15 protein-coding genes are annotated in these 15,806 nt (G+C 59.6%); 2 read left to right on the top strand and 13 right to left on the bottom strand.

Annotation, left to right across the window (positions count from 1 at the left end):
• Positions 1 to 32 precede the first annotated feature (32 nt).
• The 9 genes from HWX91_RS18960 to HWX91_RS18920 all read right to left on the bottom strand — a co-directional run bounded on the left by HWX91_RS18960 (position 33) and on the right by HWX91_RS18920 (position 7,934).
• On the bottom strand, positions 33 to 434 hold the full coding sequence (locus tag HWX91_RS18960; protein ID WP_028199298.1) for a DnaJ family domain-containing protein: 402 nt from the start codon (positions 432 to 434) through the stop codon (positions 33 to 35).
• Between the two features lie 129 nt (positions 435 to 563).
• The gene (locus HWX91_RS18955) at positions 564 to 1,166 is read right to left on the bottom strand and encodes a 2'-5' RNA ligase family protein (protein WP_028199299.1); all 603 of its coding nucleotides are present in this window, start codon (positions 1,164 to 1,166) and stop codon (positions 564 to 566) included.
• A 186-nt stretch (positions 1,167 to 1,352) separates the two neighbouring features.
• A complete protein-coding gene (locus HWX91_RS18950; RefSeq protein WP_156034547.1) occupies positions 1,353 to 1,508 on the bottom strand; it encodes a hypothetical protein in 156 nt (51 codons plus the stop codon).
• 461 nt (positions 1,509 to 1,969) lie between these two features.
• A complete protein-coding gene (locus tag HWX91_RS18945) occupies positions 1,970 to 3,214 on the bottom strand; it encodes an acyl-CoA dehydrogenase family protein (protein ID WP_028199301.1) in 1,245 nt (414 codons plus the stop codon).
• A gap of 68 nt (positions 3,215 to 3,282) precedes the next feature.
• On the bottom strand, positions 3,283 to 4,047 hold the full coding sequence (locus tag HWX91_RS18940; protein ID WP_028199302.1) for an SDR family oxidoreductase: 765 nt from the start codon (positions 4,045 to 4,047) through the stop codon (positions 3,283 to 3,285).
• 46 nt (positions 4,048 to 4,093) lie between these two features.
• Positions 4,094 to 5,110 carry a phosphotransferase gene (locus tag HWX91_RS18935; protein WP_028199303.1) on the bottom strand — a complete coding sequence of 339 codons (1,017 nt, stop codon included), beginning with the start codon at positions 5,108 to 5,110 and terminating at the stop codon, positions 4,094 to 4,096.
• Between the two features lie 24 nt (positions 5,111 to 5,134).
• A complete protein-coding gene (locus HWX91_RS18930) occupies positions 5,135 to 5,821 on the bottom strand; it encodes a histidine phosphatase family protein (RefSeq protein WP_028199304.1) in 687 nt (228 codons plus the stop codon).
• Between the two features lie 131 nt (positions 5,822 to 5,952).
• On the bottom strand, positions 5,953 to 6,852 hold the full coding sequence (locus tag HWX91_RS18925; protein WP_028199305.1) for a LysR family transcriptional regulator: 900 nt from the start codon (positions 6,850 to 6,852) through the stop codon (positions 5,953 to 5,955).
• Between the two features lie 200 nt (positions 6,853 to 7,052).
• Positions 7,053 to 7,934 carry an NmrA family NAD(P)-binding protein gene (locus HWX91_RS18920; protein ID WP_028199306.1) on the bottom strand — a complete coding sequence of 294 codons (882 nt, stop codon included), beginning with the start codon at positions 7,932 to 7,934 and terminating at the stop codon, positions 7,053 to 7,055.
• A gap of 148 nt (positions 7,935 to 8,082) precedes the next feature.
• Between HWX91_RS18920 and HWX91_RS18915 the strand changes: the two genes are divergently transcribed.
• Positions 8,083 to 8,997, top strand: a complete 915-nt coding sequence (locus HWX91_RS18915) for a LysR family transcriptional regulator (protein ID WP_028199307.1) — start codon at positions 8,083 to 8,085, stop codon at positions 8,995 to 8,997.
• 160 nt (positions 8,998 to 9,157) lie between these two features.
• Here HWX91_RS18915 and HWX91_RS18910 read toward each other — a convergent pair whose 3' ends face one another.
• The 3 genes from HWX91_RS18910 to HWX91_RS18900 all read right to left on the bottom strand — a co-directional run bounded on the left by HWX91_RS18910 (position 9,158) and on the right by HWX91_RS18900 (position 13,232).
• Positions 9,158 to 10,240, bottom strand: a complete 1,083-nt coding sequence (locus HWX91_RS18910; protein ID WP_052660808.1) for a porin — start codon at positions 10,238 to 10,240, stop codon at positions 9,158 to 9,160.
• A gap of 309 nt (positions 10,241 to 10,549) precedes the next feature.
• A complete protein-coding gene (locus HWX91_RS18905; protein WP_028199309.1) occupies positions 10,550 to 11,275 on the bottom strand; it encodes a YczE/YyaS/YitT family protein in 726 nt (241 codons plus the stop codon).
• Positions 11,276 to 11,462: 187 nt separating this feature from the next.
• Positions 11,463 to 13,232, bottom strand: a complete 1,770-nt coding sequence (locus HWX91_RS18900) for an adenine deaminase C-terminal domain-containing protein (protein WP_042276511.1) — start codon at positions 13,230 to 13,232, stop codon at positions 11,463 to 11,465.
• Positions 13,233 to 13,318: 86 nt separating this feature from the next.
• On the opposite strand from HWX91_RS18900, the gene HWX91_RS18895 reads away from it, so the two are divergent.
• Positions 13,319 to 14,410 carry a LysR family transcriptional regulator gene (locus HWX91_RS18895; RefSeq protein ID WP_244144092.1) on the top strand — a complete coding sequence of 364 codons (1,092 nt, stop codon included), beginning with the start codon at positions 13,319 to 13,321 and terminating at the stop codon, positions 14,408 to 14,410.
• A 415-nt stretch (positions 14,411 to 14,825) separates the two neighbouring features.
• On the opposite strand, the gene HWX91_RS18890 is transcribed toward HWX91_RS18895, so the two are convergent.
• Positions 14,826 to 15,764: a VOC family protein gene (locus HWX91_RS18890; RefSeq protein ID WP_028199312.1), complete on the bottom strand. Its 939-nt coding sequence runs from the start codon at positions 15,762 to 15,764 to the stop codon at positions 14,826 to 14,828.
• Positions 15,765 to 15,806 lie beyond the last annotated feature (42 nt).

Raw genomic sequence — 15,806 nt, 5'->3', positions numbered from 1 at the left:
ATGGCGATCCCGGTCCGAGACAGGCGTCTCGCTCACTGCGAATCCGTATCGGCCATGTTGAGGTTGCCGACGCGCTCGGAGAGCCGTTCGGCAATCCGCCGGCAGTATTCGCGCGGCAAGACCAGCGGGCCACCGCGCAGCGATTCAAGTGCCATATCCAGCGCCAGCATGCGCGCCTGAAAGCGGCAGCGGGTAGCCTGGTCGCTCACGGCATTCAGCTCCGCTCGCAGGTCGCGCAAGGCACGCAGCTGCTCGACAGCCGGCGGCACGAAACCCGCGTTCTTCAAAATCCGGTTGGCGACGCGCACCTCCTCCGGGACCAGTGCATCGTCCTCCAGAGGCAGCGGCGCACCCGCGCCCGGCAAATCATCGAACTCGCCGCGTGCGGCTGCGGCGGCAATACGTTGTTCGACTAACGCATCAAGCAATTTCATCTGCGGTCCACTACGTTGCGGCCCGAGCATTCTATCAGGGAGCGCGCGACGGTTCCGGCTCTCTGACCGACGAATCCCCCTGGTTTTCAGATCCGGCGTATTTGAGGGACGCATGGCATCAATGAGCCGCTATTCCGCACCGACCAGGGGCCATCGGGCCAATGCGATATGCCGCGTACGCCCGAGCAAGTTGTGCACCAGCGCAAATTCGCGCACGTTCCAGCAAACAGACTCGACAGGACGCGTGGGCAATGGAGGCATGCCGTAAGCGAGGGTAACGTGCGGGGTGAACGGCGTGCCGGGCGACACCGCGCGATCGCCAAAGCCTGCGTCCTGCAAGGCCAGTCCGAGCGCGTCGTGCAGCGCATGAAGCCCGACGAGGCCGTCGCCTCCGCCCAACACCAACGGCCCCGGCCTCGGTTTCACCGCGAAGCTCACCACCTTGTCGAACTCGACCGTGAAGGGTTTCATTTGGATCGACGCGGCCGCGCGCATCGCCGCATCGACACGCGCCTGCGGCAATCCGCCGGCGAAATTCCCGAGATGGACCAGCGTAACGTGCAACCGGCCCGCCGCGAGCGGCTTGCTCTTCGAGCGCGTTTCGCCGCATAGCTGTTGCGCGAGCTTCGCAATGCCGGTTGCCGTGCCGGCGTCGGGAAAAATCGCGAAAAAGAGCCCGTCTGTGGGCGTTGGCGGCGCCTCGAGACCGGGCAACCAGAGTTGTTCAGGCATGTCGCTCCTGACGGGATAACGCCGGCATGGGAATGAATCTCCGTTCAATAGTGCGCGCGCGCCGACGCCCTTGAAAAGCGTAGATGAGTCGACCGCGCAGGGACCTGGGAAGCGCGTACATTCGCTGATCGCCCGAATACGTCCAGTACTGTACATTCATACAGTATTTTCGGCAAATGATACGGCTCAGGTGCGGCCAACCAGACTCTGCGCCTCATGTACCCCGCTGGTCCAGCCGACAACGCCGGCGATCCCGACGTTCATTCCTTCAGAGAGAAAACGCTTTGTAATCTGCGGGTTGCCGATGACTTCGGCGCCATTCAGGCCCTGACTAATGCCCATAACCGACGAACACGTCGATGCCCCGCTCCAGCGCCCTTTGGCAAGCCCTTGCGGCAACGCGCAGCTCGGTGGCTATCCCAATCCAACACCGCGACGATGCTGCCGTGCTGGACGCCAGGTTCGCTCAAGCCGCTGGAGAGGCGCGCGATACGCTCGCGCAGAGTGGCGTAGGTCATCCGGAACTGGTCCCGTTAGACGATCTCCTTGTCCTGCATCTGTATCGCCTTCAGTCCCAAATTGGGTGGCAAGCATGGATGGCAGGCGAATGTTGTCTGGTTTTTTTCGGCCTGCTGCGATAAACGCGTTGGGACAATCATGCAAGTGTCGGGACATGGGAAGTATCCCCTGAATGGATGAGTGCCGCGAACACGAGGGGGAGAAACGAAAAGACCGCGAATCGTCTGACGAAACGCGGCCCTGCAGGATGGGGGATTTACAGCTGTGAAACCGCTGTTAAAACGTTACACCGGCGCCGTCAGATACGGATTCTCTCGGCCCGGTTCATGGCGCTGCGCCTTGAGTTCCATCCGTGCAATGCTCTGCAGATGAACCTCGTCCGGACCATCCGCGAGCTTCAACGCACGGCCCCACGTCCAGCTATCGGCCAGTGGCGTGTCGGGGCTCAGCCCCATCGCGCCAAACACCTGCATCGCCCGCTCGCAAACGGCGGTGTGAACCCCCGGCACGAGCGCCTTGATCATCGAGATCTCCTTGCGCGCTTCCTTCGCCCCCACGTTGTCGATCATCCAAGCGGCTTTGAGAACGAAGAGCCGCGCCTGATCGATTTCGATCCGCGACTTCGCGATCCATTCGGCAACCGTCCCGTGCTCAAACAGCGTCTTTCCGAATGCCGCGCGCGTCTGGGCGCGCTCCACCATCAACTCGAGCGCCAGCTCCGCGGCGCCGATCGAACGCATGCAGTGGTGAATCCGTCCCGGTCCGAGACGCGCCTGCGCAAGCGCGAAGCCGCTGCCCTCTTCGCCGAGAAGATTCGACCGGGGCACGCGCACGCCTTTGAACTCGATCTCGCAGTGCCCTTCCGGCGCCGTGTGATTGACCACCGTGATATTGCGGATCACCTTGACGCCGGGTGTATCGCGGGGCACGAGAATCATGCTCTGCTGACTGTGACTCGCCGCGTCCGGATCCGTTTTCCCCATCACAATAAAGAGCTTGCAGTTCGGGTGCGCGGCGTTCGTGATAAACCACTTCCGCCCGTCGATAACGTAGTCGTCACCGTCGCGACGAATCGACGTCGTGATATTGGTCGCGTCCGAGGAGGCTACCGCCGGCTCCGTCATCGCAAACGCGGAGCGGATCTTGCCGTTAAGAAGCGGTTCGAGCCACTGCTCGCGCTGCGCGGGCGTGGCAAACATATGGAGCAATTCCATATTCCCCGTGTCCGGCGCATTGCAGTTGAATACCTCGGACGCCCACGACACCCGCCCCATGATTTCAGCGAGCGGCGCGTACTCGAGGTTGGTCAGGCGGGTACCGGGTTCATCTTCGCGCAGATGTGGCAGGAACAGGTTCCAGAGCCCCTCTTCACGCGCGCGCTCCTTCAGATCCTCCATAAAGGAAACCGGATATTGACCCGCACTCACTTCGTCGTGCCATTGCCGGATACGCGGAACGATATGAGTGTCCATGAAGGCGCGCACCTGAGTGCGCAGCGCGTCGACTTTCGGGCTGTAGGCAAAGTCCATTTTTACTCTTCCAGAATCGTGATTGATCTCGCCGACGCATTGACCATTACCATGCGTCGACCGCTTGACTAGATCGTCAGTCCACCGTCGACGACGACACACTCTCCGTTGGTATAGCTCGCCGCATCGGACACCAGGTAAAGCACGGTACCCGCCATCTCGCGCGGTTCGGCATGGCGCCGCAGCGGGATCCGCGACAGCCACTGTTCGTAGGTAGCCTGATCCGAGAACAGCGCGCCGGCAAAGCGGGTTTTGGTCAATCCGGGCAGCAGTGCATTCACGCGAATTCCCAGCGGTCCGCACTCCTTCGCGAATGCCCGCGTCATGTTGACAACCGCGGCTTTGGTGATCGAGTAAATGCCCTGCATGTCGCCAGGCTGCAAGGCATTAACCGAGGCCGTATTGACGATCGCACCGCCGCCATGCTCGCGCATCAGCTTGCCCGCCTCCACCGACATGAAGAAGTAGCCACGCAGGTTCACTTCCACCGTCTTTTCGAAGGACCCCAGATCGGTATCGAGAATATGGCCAAAATACGGATTGGTCGCCGCGTTGTTGACGAGAATGTCCAGACGGCCATGCCGCGCACGGATATGCTGGAAGATCGCGAGAATATCCTCAACGCGCCCGACATGACACGGATACGCTTCGGCACTCCCGCCGGCTTCGCCGATCTCGCGCGCAACGGATTCACAATCCTCCAGCTTGCGGCTCGACACGATCACATGCGCGCCCTGTTCGGCGAGCAGCTTCGCGATCTCCTCGCCGATACCGCGGCTTGCGCCCGTTACCAGTGCAATCTTTCCGTTCAGGTCAAACAGATTAGTAGTCACGATCAGCATTCCTATAGCTATCTATGTTCCGGTTTCCCGCGTGCCCTCAAACCAGGTCGGTACCCATTCTCGCAAGCGCCCCTGCCATCTCTCCCACCTGCCGCGCTTTTTCGCTCGACGCGTTACCGCCCAAGGCCCGCTTCTTCACGCCCTGTGCGATAGCGGCGAGCCGGAAAAAGCAGAACGCCAGGTAGAAGTTCCAGTTCTCAATCGATGAAAGACCGCGAAGCTCGCAATACCGTTCGACAATCGACGGCTCGTCCGGCACGCCCAACGCGCGCCGATCCAGCCCCGCGAGTCCGGCGATATGACCGCCGGGCGGAAGCCGCAAACACATGCAGAAGTACGCAATGTCAGCGAGTGGATTGCCGAGCGTGGATAGCTCCCAGTCGAGAACGGCGCGAACCTGCGGCGCACCGTTCATGAAGATGAGATTGTCGATACGAAAATCGCCGTGCACGAGCGAAGGCTTGCCGGTTTCCGCCGGGCAATGCGCAGGCAGCCATTCGATCAGCGATTCCATCGCTTCCAGCGCGTCGGTCTGCGCGGCGCGATACTGCTTGGTCCAAACGTCGATTTGACGCGCGAAGTAGTTGCCTGGGCGGCCGTAGTCCGACAGACCGGCTTCGTCGATATCCACATCGTGGAGCGCCGCCATCGTGCCGATCAGCGCCTCGTAGATGGCGCCACGTTCCTCTGCCGGCGCTTCCGGCAGCGCCGGATTCCAGAAGATGCGCCCGTCCTCGTAGCTCATTACGTAAAACAGGCTGCCGATGACGTCGCGGTCCTCGCAAAGGTGATACGCGCGGGCGACAGGGACCGGTGTCCGGCCTAGCGCCGACAACACCCGAAACTCACGGTCGACGGCATGGGCGGACTTGAGCAGCGCGCCGGGCGGTTGACGTCTCAGCACATAGCGGCCGCTTTGTGCGTTCAGAAGAAACGTCGGATTGGATTGTCCGTCGGGAAATTTCTCGATGGACAAGGGTCCTTGAAACCCGGGCACGTGCGCCGTCAGATAACGTGTGAGATCTTCAATATCGAATTGCGAATGAGTATTCATGGCTTGCGGGAAACCTGGCGAAAATCAGCCGTAGGTGACAAATTCACGCCTCTCGGCATGTTCGAGATGCGGCACGGAATTGAAGCTGACCAGCGACATCGCGTCGTGGTTAAAGACATATTGGCAAATGCTGCTGTTCCGAATCTGCAGGTTCAGCGCAATCGCGGTTGCCGCGGGTGCCTGCAGAACCTGTTGGGCAGTGACCGCGATCGGGCCACCTGAACTCACCACCAGAACACGGCTGCCGCCAGCTCGCTGGACGTCGATACGCGCACGCTGGACACGCGTCTGGAATTGATGCCACGTCTCTGGCATACGGCCCGGCAAGCGGTCATCGGCCCAAAGCTGCAGCACCTGCCTGAGCCCTTTGTAGAAGTCTTTTTTTGAACCTGTGGCCGACAGGCCCGCGGGCAAACCCGTTGGCGAGCCTTCCTCGCCGAGGGCGGCGAACAGGGCCGCGAAATCGTATTCGTTCAGACCCGCGTCCTGAACGATCTCGACTTGCTGGCCACCCATCGCCGCGAGAATTCCATCGACGGTTTGCCGATGCCGCTGCATCGTGCCCATGACAACGCGATCGAACTGCACGTTCGCCTGCGCGAAGTACTCGCCGAGCCAACGCGATTGAATACGACCGGAAGAAGATAGCTCGTCATAGTTTTCGGCGCCGAAAGACGCCTGGCCATGCCGCACGAGATAGAGTTCTGCCATGCCGTCCTCTCTTTAACATGGCTAGCAGAATACTCAGCGCGGCGGCATTCAGGAAATTTATTGTTGTGATAGTCCGCTATAATTTTTTGTGACACCTCGTGTGTAATGCCCTACGCCCGCGGCGACTCTGCCTACTGGTTCATTTCCCGCATGAGACGGCCAATCTGCTCGCGCAGCCAACGATGCGCCGGGTCTCCGGTCACGCTTCGATGCCAATAGCAATGAGATTGAAGATCCGGAAGATCGAACGGCAGCGCAAGAATTCGCGCGTCATACCGCTGCAGGAGCACGAGGGGGGCCGTGAGCACGAGATCGGTTCGCATCGCAATCAAAGGGGCGACCAGATAATGTTGAACGCGCGTCTGAATCGATCGCCTGAGGCCCAGCCTGGTCAGCTCGGCGTCGACGAGACCCGATCCCTGCGGGCGGCTCGATACATGGATATGGCCGAACTTGAGGTAGTCGTCGATCGTCAGCTTCTTTCTGGTGAACGGATGATCGTGGCGCAGCATGCAGGCATAACGGTCGCGGCCTAGCGGCTCCTGCTCGAGGTAAGGGTCGTCGATCAACGGCGCGTCGATCGCGAGATTGACGGCCCCGTTGGCGAGCGCTTCCGGAACCTCGCGGCGCGTCGTAAAGTAGCTTTCGATGCGGATGCCGGGCGCCAGTTGCTGCAACACTTCTTCCAGCGCGGGCAGAAGGAGTGCTTCCGTGAGATCGGTCATGCTGAGCCGGAACGTGCGCTCAGACGAGGCCGGATCGAAGCGTCCTCCCACGTGAGTGCTCGAATCGAGCAACTGCAACGCCTCACGAACCTGGCCGATCATGTTTTCCGAAACGGGGGTCGGCATCATGCCGGCCGATGTACTGACAAAAAGCTGATCGTCGAATGCCTTGCGCATCCGTGCCAACGCATTGCTGACGGCCGGCTGCGTGATGAACAGCATCTCCGCGGCGCGCGTCAGGTTTCGTGTTCTGTAGACGGCTTCGAAGACTACGAAGAGATTCAGATCAACCTTGGACAAACGCATTCGCACATTCCCCGACGCCACTCGAACTGATTTCCCCACTCCTTCTATTCACGCGCAGGCATCGGCGCAAAGCGACGATCGGCGTGGTGTCACGGAGCGACCCAGGCGAGTCTACTCCCGCGAGCGCAAGACAGCCAGACAGGGCCATGAAGATGCTCTGCGCGATCGTCGGGAGGGTAAGCGGCGCGCCTGGGCATGCTTCAGGAATCGCCCAGCGACGTATCGCGCAAGACGAGATCTCGCAGAACGGTTTCCAACTGCACTTCGCCCTTGACGATCTCGGCTGGATCGCCTTCGAAGGCGATCCAGCCTTCATTGAACCCGTCGAGCATGCGCATACGCGGCAAGGGCTCCTTCATCCCCTGGGACCGGAACAACGCCTCCCACGTTTCGCGCAGCACGCTCTGCGCACGGACTGGGCGACCGAGCACCCGGGCAAATGCCGCCGCCAGATCGTTCGGGCTCACACGTTGCGGACCCTCCAGCTCGACCACCCGCACGCCGCGCCAGGTTTGCTGAAGCAGTTGCGCGGCCACGCGACCGACGTCCGCAGTCGCGACCATCGGCACAGCCTTGTCGAGCGGCTGCAGAAAGCTGTGGACAATTCCTTCGTCCCGAGCCGGCCCAATGTCCCATGCGGCGTTTTCCATGAACCACCCCGGACGCAGGAATGTCAGAGGCATCGGCAACTCGCGAAGCACCTGCTCCAGCAGCGTGAGTTGCGTGAGCAGATTAGTCTCCGTGGCCTGCGCGCCGATCGTCGACAGGCAGACAACCTTGCAAGGTGCCGCCGCCTGCAGCGCGCCGCGTACCGCGTCAATGACAGTACGTGCTTCGGAAAAGCCCGGCGACGGGTCGAACTCGGGCGGCAGCAGAATGAAGACGCCTTGCGCGCCGTCGAAAGCGGCGGTAAGGGACGCGACGTCGCCCATGTCGGCCGTGACCACTTCGCACCCGCGCTCGGCCCACGAACGTGCCCGAGCGGCATCGCGCACCACCGCGCGTACCGGCTGGCCCGCGGCGAGCAGCGTGCGCGCCAGCGCTCCACCCACCTTCCCTGTTATCCCTGTGATTGCATACATTGCGGTTTCTCCTTGCATAGATGAATGTGTGCTGCCGGATGCATTGTGGGTAAGCGCGCGGATAAACTAAATGACATGAATGGCACTTATTAACTGACTGAGAGTTACCAATGCGTCATAGTGTGTTTTTACGCAGGGTGCAGGGCTTATGAGATCGTTCAGAGAGAACTTATCCAGCGGTATCGGCGTATTTGCGGCCGTCGTCGATGCGGGGACGTTCGTGGCCGCCGCCGACCTGATGGGCATGTCGCCGCCCGGGGTCAGCCGGGCCATCGCCAGGCTCGAAAAGCGGCTAAAAATCCGGCTCTTCAACCGGACGACCCGCGCCGTTTCCCTCACTGAAGAGGGACGACGGTTCTATGAGCAGGTGATGCCGCACCTAAGGGGAATGGAAGAAGCAGCCGCAGCCGCGGCAGGCGGCGCCGTGACAGTGCGCGGAAAGCTGCGCATCAATCTGGATCCGGTTTTTTCGCGCATCATTCTGGGTCCAAAGCTCGACGAATTCATGGACCTGCATCCAGAACTGGAGCTCGAGCTCATTGCGAGAGATCAGCTTGGCGACCTCGTCATGGACGGCTTCGATCTGGCCTTGCGCTTTGGCGAACCTCGTTCGTCGAGTCTGGTCGCGCGAAAGCTCCTCGACACAGCGGTTGTCACGGTCGCAGCGCCCTCGTACCTCGCTCGCCACGGGCGGCCAACGGAGCCTCAGGAGTTGGGGCACGGCGTGCACCGGTGCCTGGAATTCCGCAATCCGGAAACCGGCAAGCCATATCCGTGGGAGTTTCATCGCAAACGCAAAAAGCTGATTGTCGAAACGAATGGACGCCTGACGGTAAACGATCCGAGCGCACTCCTGAACGCGTGTCTGGCCGGCTCCGGCATCGCGCAGATGCTGCTGTCCGGAGCCCAGCATCTGATCCGGGAGGGACAGCTCATCAACCTCTTCCCCGACTGGCCGGACGAGCGGTTTCCGCTCTATGCGTACCATCCGTCGAGGCACCATATGCCGGCCAAGGCAAGAGTGTTTCTTGACTTTGTCGTCGCTTTGACGAGTACGAGTTAGCGACACCCATCAGCCTGGCGCCTCTTGATGTAGCCGTGGGCTGGAAGGGTGCCGACGCACGCATTCTCGGCGCACGTGAGGTCTCAGGTGCTGTCGCGTTAAGTGGTTCACACCGTAATCGCCAAGAGGCCCGGCCGGCCCTCACAGCGTTACTGCATGCCTAGAATCGCGCGCGCATCCCCACTCCAGCCGTCTCGCCAGACGACAGACCGGCAAAATGGTCGTACATGTATACGGCGTAGAGGTCGGTACGTTTGGAGAGCGGATAGTCGTATCCCAGCGATGCAGTCTGCCGGGTCTGATCGAGTCCGCCGGAATCGCGCGAATACGCATACGACGCCAGGATCTTGCCCACTCCGACGGTGATTGTCGCGCCGCCCTCGAACATGTTGACGTGGAAATCCTTGTTGATGACATTGTTGTCGGTATAGGTGTACTCGCCGTACAGCTTCGCAACCGAAAACTCGTACGAAGCCGCGAGCTGGGTCGCTGTCTGACTGTGAAAGCCCCTAATCAGGGAATTCAGGTCACCGGCCGTCGAGTTAAAGTTCGCGTACTGGTAGACGGCACCGGCGGCAAAGGGACCATTCCGATAAGAGGACTGCAACGAATACTGTTTGCTACCGTTCCCCGAACTGCTGTTGCCGAACGCGTAGATTGCGTGGCCAACGAATCCGTGCAGATCGGGAGTGGCGTACTGCACCGCATTGCTCCATGCGGTCCCGCCGACAATCCCCTGATCGGTCTTGTACGCCGGATAAGTACCCAGGCCGGCGTACATCTGCACGATGGTCGGCGAGAACGTGAAAGAGGCGTAATACGGATTGAACTGGCATGCCTGCAAATACAGCAGGCTGCTCTGGCGTCCCAGCGTTACGGTGCCAGCCGGTGTAGTGAGGCCAACATAGGCGTTACGCGAGAAAAACGGATCGCCGTTGAAGGAACCATACGCGCCGTTCTGTGGACGGAAAAATCCCTCGATAGCAAAGATCGTCTTGTAGCCGCCACCCAGGTCTTCCCGACCACCGAAGCCCCAGAACGAAGTAGACAAACCACCGCCGCCTTCCTGCCAGCTAGCAGCTTTGCCGGGGTACTTCTGAACTCCGACCCATGTATCGACGATGCCATATAGCTGCACGCTCGATTGTGCGTATGCGTGAGCGCCGATCAGCATAAAGGCGATGGTCGCAGTAGCGCGATAGATTCTATTCAGCAAAGCGGTGGAGGCACTTGCTATAAACATGGTATTTCCTCTTTCGTTCTTTTAAATGACGAGTGGATGCCGACGTCGCGATTGACGTCTCGAAGCCAGTGGTAATTGCGGGGCGCTACTTGTACCCGAGGCCGGGATCGGGCCCTGTGGTCAGGCTGCAAATCAAATGCGGCAGCGCGGCGGATGCGTCCCGCGGGCGATCACGCGATCACAGACAATCGATTACCTTGAGCGCCGCATTTGATAAACCCCGCGTTGGCTAGTGCGCAGCGTCGACTGTGACGCGGCACGCAAATCTGGACAATCGCCATCGATTCACGCGCCGGCAATATCCTTGATTCAAAAGCGCTGACGCGAGTAGGACTCTTGCTCCAACGATCTTCGGTGATACGACGCGATCGTAGTTTTGATTTTCTGGAACAGGAAGAAATAGAGTTTGATGTACTGCCCTACCAGAATGGCATTCATGAACGTGCCTTCGCGGATAAACCTGGGTCCCCCAAGCAGGGCAAAACCGATCACTGCACTAATGATCAGAAGCGTGCAGTCGAAGCTCGTCTTGATGTCCCCCCATCTCAAACCCGTGCGCATGAAAAGCGTATTGACGAACATGTCGATCGGCATGAGTACGAGATTCGCCCTGATCATCAGGAACAGGCCGAAAGCCAGCAATGCATCCGCGAAAACCAACAGGAAGAACTTCGGAAGATAGTCCTGAAAACCGATCGACCTGGTCAGCATCAGGTTCAGATCCAGGCACGTGGCCAGCACAAACGCCGGAATCAGCGAGGCGAAATTCTTCAGTTCGAAGTCTTTCCGCGCGGCCAGGTAAGTCAGAAACAGCATGAACAACTCAAGCATGAAGTTGTACGTGCCCTGGCTGAGACGCGGGTACACGAGGGTCATCGTTCGGGTCAGACTGCTTTGCGGCGAAATACCTATGCCCGCCCTGATGGCCAGACTGATACCCATGGTCAGTATGTAAATACCAATGATGTAGGTGATCCAGCGCCGTTGAAGGCTCCCGGTATCGATGACTTCAGCTTCCCTTGCATGGTGCGCCATGACTGCCCCTTGGTTGTCTTCCTGCTTTTGTGCGGTGTTGTTCGCTTTTCTCGATGATGGGACACCGCGCTATGGTGAGGCGTTTTCCGTGATTGCCGGGGTGAACGTGCCGGGTTCCATATCGGGCCAACATGGCCGGCGGGGAATCCAGCGCACCCACCGGCCTTCTCCTCCTATGGCGTTAGCGTCACACCATGAAACCGAACCGGTCGAGAGAGATGAACAAGGTCAGAAGTTTGTTCACCACGGGCTCGCCCTCATTGCGATTGCCCATCGCCTCCAACGCGGCGTCGATGGCGCGGGTCGCGCTGAGCAACTCGGACAGGTTCATGTTGGCCTGGACGCCGTAGATGTCGAGCGGCAGCACCGCCTTGACTTCCTTGTTGTCGGTGACGACACAACCGCCCGCATAGGTGTCGACCTGCTGGAGGCAGTGGCACATTTCCGCGCTGTCCTGGCCGACTGCAACGAAGTAGGCCTTGGGTGCAGGCCAAAACGTTGCCACAGCGCCGCGGTCGACATAAACGCCCTTGAACAGACCGTTGACCACATGGCGCTTACCGTCGGCATAGCGCTGTACGACCGAAATCCGGTTGAGCTTGACGCCCCCTACTTCGGTGACGACTTTGCCGTCCCGCAACGGCACCCACACTTCCTGATAGAACTTTTCGTGGCCCCGCCCGTAGACGTCGAACAGATACACCTTGGCCTGCTTGCCGTCCGCCGAGATTTCCAGCGGCACAAGGTCCAGTTGTTCCGGCGTCAGATCGCCGAGTCCCGGAACCGGCTTTTTCACCATGCCGGAATAGTCGATATCGGCGTGCTTCAACAGCTTGCGATCCTTCGCGACCAGTTCGCCATCCTTGAAGACAAAACGCGGATTGATCTTCGACAGGCTGTCGGTCAGCACGATATCCGCGAATCGGCCTGGCGTCAGCGAACCGAATTTGTTGTCCATCCTGAATGCACGCGCGGTATAGAGCGTCGCCATCTTGATCGCCTTGATCGGATCGATGCCCATTTCGGCGCACAGCGAAACGATCCAGTCCATGTGCCCCTTGGTCAGCAGGCGGTCGACCGAGATATTGTCCGCGCACAGTTGAAAATTCTCGGCGGGCCACTTACGTTTGACAATCGCACGCAGCATGATTTTAATCACCTCGCTGCTGCCGACGCCAAATTTGATTTGCGTCTGAAGGCCGTAGCGGACGCTTTTCTCGATGTCGTCTTCCTTCCAGACATCGTGGTTGGCAAAGGCGCCGATCGCGGGCATGTAGTTCAGCATCATGTCCGACAGCGTGGTCACGCCCCAATGAGTGTTCATGAAGCCGCCCTTGGCGCGCCCCAGGGCCGATTTACGGAAGTCGTCGTCATTGCCCACGCTGTAGGTCAGGTGCGCGAGTTCGCCCAGGCCAATCACCGGATCCATCTTCAGCAGCGCGTCGGTGACCGCCACGGAAGTTTTCTTTCCAGGTGCAAACGCGTATACCCGATAGGGTAGACGTTCGTGGTTCCTGAACAGTTGCCCGGTTGCCTCCACCGCTTCCGCGCCCGCCGCACTCACAAAATCGAGGCACTCCGAGAAAATAGTGGTCGTACCGCAAGGGACGATGGCCTCGGCAAACGCCGCCGGATGGGCCAATTGCGCATCGAAGTGGACGTGAGCGTCGATCAGCCCTGGAATGGCATAGAGACCTTCACCGTCAAAAACCTCACGCACCTTGATAGCCGTTTCGTCCGGATTCAACGCGACGATGCGCTTGTCGTACACGAGGATGGAACCTTGATAGACAGTTTCGCTGTGGACGTCGAGGATATTCAGATTCTTTAGAAGAAGATCAGCCTCCTTCCTTCCGTTGAGTACTTCGAAAATCGTTTTCACCTGATCGTAGTGGGCACTGACGTTGCCGTGCTGCCCCGGTGCTGCGACGTTTCTCTCGCTGACTTCCTGATACATGGTTGTCTCACTTTCATTAATTAGTTGAGTCCGCATCTTGCTGCGCCGCAACGAACCGCTTGGCCAGCGTAGAGGCGGACATATTTATGGAGGGACTGATCGACAGCCTGCTGATCGACCTCTTTCTCATCCAATCGCCAACCAACGCGACTGATGCAATTAAGACTGAAGTGAGTGTTTCTAAAAAGAAGTGTTTTTTGCACGGAGCGTGCACTTTTCGAGTACGCTATGCCGACCCAAGAGAGACAGGCGACCGACCAGAGAGGCAGCCGACCATGCTCCATTCACGCTTGCTGCGCTACCTCGACGAGGTTGCGCGTTCCGGTTCGATTCGCGGTGCCGGCGAAAAGCTGCACATCGCCCCTTCCGCCATCAACAAGCATTTGCTGCTGCTTGAGGAGGAAATCGGCGAACCGCTGTTCGAGCGCCTGCCGCGCGGGTTGCGACCTACGCCGGCAGGTGAAATCCTGCTCGCCCATGTGCGCAGAACCATTCTGGAATACCGCCAGGTCGAAGCCGAGATACGCGACCTCAAGACGCTGCAGAAGGGCGAGGTGATCATTGCCACCGTGACCGGACTGGCCAGCGGAATCGCCTCGACGGCGGCAGCAAGTTTTTGCGCGCACCATCCGCACATCAAGATTTCGATCAGGGCTATGTCGGGGCGAGAGATCCTGGACGCACTTGTCAGCGGCGAAGCGGATGTAGGCCTGGGCTTCAACCTGGCGGCGTCGCCACAACTCGAAGTCCTTTGGGAGATGGATACGCGCCTCGGTGCGGTGATTGCGCCCAACCATGCGTTGGCGCGCATGGAGTCCATACCGCTCGCCTACTGCACCTCTTATCCACTCATCTTCGCCGACCAATCCATGCTGATGCACGGAATCGTCGCCGATACTTTTGTGGAAGCGGGAATCAGCGTCGAGCCGGCGTTTCGGACTAACTCGATCGAGACGATGAAACGCCTCGCCGCCTCAAGCGAAAGCATTGCATTTCTCAGCAAGTTCGACATCGCGGAAGAGCACCGCCAGGAGATACTCACTTACCGGCAGATTCGTGACCGTGTCTTTAGCAGGAATGTCCTCTCCCTCGTTCGACGCGAAAAAGTCGGACACGGTCTTGCGAGCTTGCTGCTTGCCGAGGAGATCATGGGTGTATTGGGGGCGATGAGCGGGTGACGCTGACCCGCGAAATGGGGCACGCTCGCGCCAATCCGCTCAGGAAATATTGGGTATCCTCATTTTACGAAACCGGACTGTGATTTCCCTGACACACCAAAGTCCGCGTCGGCACAACCGGATGACGTGCACCGGATGTTCGACGACGGCGCGATCGATCCCGCGAGCGGATGCGTTGACGGGGGCGCGGAACGCCAGTATTCGCGGGTGTCTGGAAGATGCATTGCCCGCGACCGGCATAGAGTTGGAGGTAGCCATGGCGCACCCGAATTTTTGACGATGCCCGGCACGGTCAATGCGCGAAGATTTCCTCCGCATCAGATACCGGAACGTGCAACGGCCTGCAGGCGATTTCAGCGGAAACCGGGACTCCCTGAATCAGGACAAAAATACCAACCGCCTCACCACAACGGTTCTATTCAGTGTTGTGCACGAAATTAGCCGGCACGGCCGGCCCCCACAAGTACAGTGAATCTTCAGGAGCAAAATCGCCCGCCGGCCACTCGTATCCGGCCGACACAAAATCGATGTCCGCCGAGTATTCGCAGAACGATCCCCACGGATCCTCAACATAGTGGAAGTAGTTCGAACCGAGCACATGCCGCCCCGTTCCCCAACCTTTGGAGAACCCAGCCGCGGCCATTTGCGCCGCGCCTTCACCGACCACATTGACGTTATCGACATCCCACGACGAATGGTGCCAGCCGCGCGCATGGCTTTTGGCGAACGCCACCAGATGATGATCGCAACCGTGCGGGGCGTGAGTGAAAGCAATCAGATCCTGCGATTTATCCGACAGACGCAGACCGAGCGCCTGCTCATAGAAATCGACCGCTCGCAGCACGTCCGGCGTGAAGAGCAGAACATGAGAAAGCCGGCGCGGCTTGACAGGTTGTACGGCGGCACGCGTGCAAGCCCCTCGCACATCCGCCATGGCGCCAGTGTTCACGCTGATCGTCTTGCTGCCCGGACTCGTTTTGGGGCCAACCGCGACCTGTATCAGGTTACCGTCCGGGTCGTGAAACCAGAAGCCAGCGGCTTCGTTACCATTTGCCGAAGCGACGAATATTGCACCCGCCGCCGCGGCCTGCTTACGCAGCGCAGGCAAATCCCGCGCATAGCAATTGAAGCTTAAATAGGCTAACGACTTCCTGTCGGCCGAAAGAATCCGCGCCCAACGATGCCCGTCCGCACTCCGAAGTTCGAGTTCTTGCGTACCTGCCCCCACGGTCGTGACGTCAAGACCGAAGGCATGGAAGAATCGCTCCGCTTCAACGAGCGAAGGCACATTTAGCGCGAAGTGGTCGATGGAATGCACCCCCGCCCGGGAGCGCGCCGCTGCAGACTCCGTCATGACAATCTCCTCGCGACGGACTCACCGGCACTAATGCCGCCG

It is taken from the genome of Paraburkholderia fungorum, assembly GCF_902833645.1.
Classification (GTDB): domain Bacteria; phylum Pseudomonadota; class Gammaproteobacteria; order Burkholderiales; family Burkholderiaceae; genus Paraburkholderia; species Paraburkholderia fungorum.
This window is presented reverse-complemented; position numbering and strand designations above follow the sequence as displayed.

Bases quoted from the DNA above. Each gene is read 5' to 3' on its own strand.
- HWX91_RS18925 (WP_028199305.1), bottom strand. From the start codon at position 6,852: ATGCGTTTGTCCAAGGTTGATCTGAATCTCTTCGTAGTCTTCGAAGCC.
- HWX91_RS18920 (WP_028199306.1), bottom strand. From the start codon at position 7,934: ATGTATGCAATCACAGGGATAACAGGGAAGGTGGGTGGAGCGCTGGCG.
- HWX91_RS18935 (WP_028199303.1), bottom strand. From the start codon at position 5,110: ATGAATACTCATTCGCAATTCGATATTGAAGATCTCACACGTTATCTG.
- HWX91_RS18945 (WP_028199301.1), bottom strand. From the start codon at position 3,214: ATGGACTTTGCCTACAGCCCGAAAGTCGACGCGCTGCGCACTCAGGTG.
- HWX91_RS18900 (WP_042276511.1), bottom strand. From the start codon at position 13,232: ATGTATCAGGAAGTCAGCGAGAGAAACGTCGCAGCACCGGGGCAGCAC.
- HWX91_RS18905 (WP_028199309.1), bottom strand. From the start codon at position 11,275: ATGGCGCACCATGCAAGGGAAGCTGAAGTCATCGATACCGGGAGCCTT.
- HWX91_RS18955 (WP_028199299.1), bottom strand. From the start codon at position 1,166: ATGCCTGAACAACTCTGGTTGCCCGGTCTCGAGGCGCCGCCAACGCCC.
- HWX91_RS18960 (WP_028199298.1), bottom strand. From the start codon at position 434: ATGAAATTGCTTGATGCGTTAGTCGAACAACGTATTGCCGCCGCAGCC.
- HWX91_RS18950 (WP_156034547.1), bottom strand. From the start codon at position 1,508: ATGGGCATTAGTCAGGGCCTGAATGGCGCCGAAGTCATCGGCAACCCG.
- HWX91_RS18930 (WP_028199304.1), bottom strand. From the start codon at position 5,821: ATGGCAGAACTCTATCTCGTGCGGCATGGCCAGGCGTCTTTCGGCGCC.
- HWX91_RS18915 (WP_028199307.1), top strand. From the start codon at position 8,083: ATGAGATCGTTCAGAGAGAACTTATCCAGCGGTATCGGCGTATTTGCG.
- HWX91_RS18910 (WP_052660808.1), bottom strand. From the start codon at position 10,240: ATGTTTATAGCAAGTGCCTCCACCGCTTTGCTGAATAGAATCTATCGC.
- HWX91_RS18895 (WP_244144092.1), top strand. From the start codon at position 13,319: ATGGAGGGACTGATCGACAGCCTGCTGATCGACCTCTTTCTCATCCAA.
- HWX91_RS18890 (WP_028199312.1), bottom strand. From the start codon at position 15,764: ATGACGGAGTCTGCAGCGGCGCGCTCCCGGGCGGGGGTGCATTCCATC.